Below are 1,846 nucleotides of genomic sequence, written 5' to 3'. Positions count from 1 at the left end.
GTGCGCATGGGGGCTCCGGGGGGGTGGCGAATGGGGAGTGGCGAATGGCGAGTAGTGAGTGGGGAGTGGTGAGGATCGGTGAGTGCGGAGACGGCGAACAGTCGCTTCCCCGTCATTCTGGGGCCGCGAAGCGGAGCCCGGAACCCATAAACGCGGCAGTGCCGAAGACGCGGCGACGGTAGCGATTCACGAGAAACGTCAGCGCGTCTAGGTTCCGGGTTCCGCTTCGCGGCCCCGGAATGACGGTGCGAGAATCCCACTCACTACTCGCCATTCGCCATTCGCCATGCCCCACTCACCACTCACACCACAATCTCCACCAGCGGTATCTGCGGAATCGCGCCCGCCTCGAACGCCGACAGGTCGATATCGAGTTCGTCCGTGTCGAAGCGCACCGGCACGTCGAAGGCGTAACCGGCGGTGATGATTGCACCCGGCGCGGGCGGGCTCGCGAAGGTCACGATGCCGGTCGTGGGATCGCACGCGAAGGCGGATCCGACGCTCTGCTCCACGCCATTCACCGCAATGCGCACCGACGTGCCTACGGGCTTGGTGATAAGGCGCTGATAGGGCGCATAGGAAGCGCCGTAGGTTTTCGTCAGCGCGAAAGATCCCCTCGCGCCGTCGCCGGTGCCGATGCGTTGATCGAGCGGCGTCGGTTCCTGCGAGGGCGCGCCGGAGCGCCAATCGGTGCGGTCGCGAAAGCGGAAGCCGATGAGCCGCCCGCGCCGCTCCTCGAAAAAGGCGATCACCGTATGCAGCGCATCGATGCTGCGCACGCCGAGCCCCGCATCGTAGCGCCGGCGCGATTGTGCCCAGCGGCTGTTGCGGTGCTCGCGCCCGGAGGCGAGCGTAACGATGTCGGTGCGCCGCACCGGCCCGCCGCGACTGCCGAGGCTGACGTCGAGGGGAAACCGGACCTCGTGAAATTCGGAAGCCATGACAGATCCTGATATGCGTGAAACGGAACGAAGGCGCGCGGCGTTGACCCATCGCCGCCGCTTCGCGAAGGATGTAATCCCATGGGTCAGGACCGCGATTTCCTCGAAGAAGACTTCCCCGGGAAGGCTGAACGGATCGAGACGCTGAAAGCCGCCGACGGGCACTTCGCACGGCTGGCGGAAAAGTATCGCGATCTCAATCGCGATATTCACCGGCTCGAAATCGTCCTCGATCCCGACGCGGAGGAAGAACTCGAGGAACTCAAGCGGCGCCGACTTCTGGTGAAGGACGAGATGGCCGCGATCATCTCAGGCGCAGAGACCTGAATGCCTACATTCCGCGCTGGCCGCGCGCCACCGCGCGAGCGAGTGCTGCCGAGACTTGCGCCTCCGAGCGGCGGAAGCTGTCAGCATCGGGCGTCGACACATTCACCGTCACCGACATCGGCCGTCCGCCGCCCCCACCGGAGCGGACGCCGAGACGGCCATCGGGCCCGCGCGCCAGCGGCATCACCGCCTCCGCGCCCCTCTCGCCCATGACGCCAAGCCCGCGACCGAGCGGAAAATAACTCGGCGTGCCGACCACGCCCCCTTGCGCGAACGGCATCACCTGGCCGCGCGAGAACACGCCACCGTTGGCGAACCCGGGAACAGGCGGCCCGGCGGCCGCCGCGGCATTGCCGCCACCGCCGCCAAACATGGAGCCAAACAGCGACCCGATGCCCTTGACGAGCCCGTCGAGCAGGCCGCCCGAGCCGCCGTCCGACGAGCCCCCCATGAGGCCGGTGGAGAGCTGCTTCATGCTCTGGCTGAGCCCGATCTGCAGCGGCGCCAGCGCCATCTTCAGCCCCGTTTCCACAAGAGATCGCCGCACCGACTTCAGCACATCATCAAACTTCTTGCCC

The 1,846-nt window shown here is 66.7% G+C and carries 3 protein-coding genes; 1 reads left to right on the top strand and 2 read right to left on the bottom strand.

Annotated features, from left to right (window positions below; all coding sequences use genetic code 11):
- Positions 1-302: 302 nt before the first annotated feature.
- Positions 303-941: a DUF2460 domain-containing protein gene (locus tag FEZ63_RS21475; RefSeq protein WP_150948472.1), complete on the bottom strand. Its 639-nt coding sequence runs from the start codon at positions 939-941 to the stop codon at positions 303-305.
- A gap of 81 nt (positions 942-1,022) precedes the next feature.
- Between FEZ63_RS21475 and FEZ63_RS21470 the strand changes: the two genes are divergently transcribed.
- Positions 1,023-1,268 carry an HP1242/YdcH family protein gene (locus FEZ63_RS21470; RefSeq protein ID WP_150948468.1) on the top strand — a complete coding sequence of 82 codons (246 nt, stop codon included), beginning with the start codon at positions 1,023-1,025 and terminating at the stop codon, positions 1,266-1,268.
- Between the two features lie 4 nt (positions 1,269-1,272).
- Here the strand turns inward: FEZ63_RS21470 and FEZ63_RS25020 are convergent.
- A partial coding sequence (locus tag FEZ63_RS25020) for a phage tail tape measure protein (RefSeq protein WP_150948465.1) occupies positions 1,273-1,846 on the bottom strand: 574 nt, incomplete at its 5' end.

It is taken from the genome of Microvirga brassicacearum, assembly GCF_008757455.1.
GTDB classification, from domain to species: Bacteria; Pseudomonadota; Alphaproteobacteria; order Rhizobiales; family Beijerinckiaceae; genus Microvirga; species Microvirga brassicacearum.
This window is presented reverse-complemented; position numbering and strand designations above follow the sequence as displayed.

Coding starts and splice junctions, on each gene's coding strand:
- FEZ63_RS21470 (WP_150948468.1), top strand. CDS start 1,023: ATGGGTCAGGACCGCGATTTCCTCGAAGAAGACTTCCCCGGGAAGGCT.
- FEZ63_RS21475 (WP_150948472.1), bottom strand. CDS start 941: ATGGCTTCCGAATTTCACGAGGTCCGGTTTCCCCTCGACGTCAGCCTC.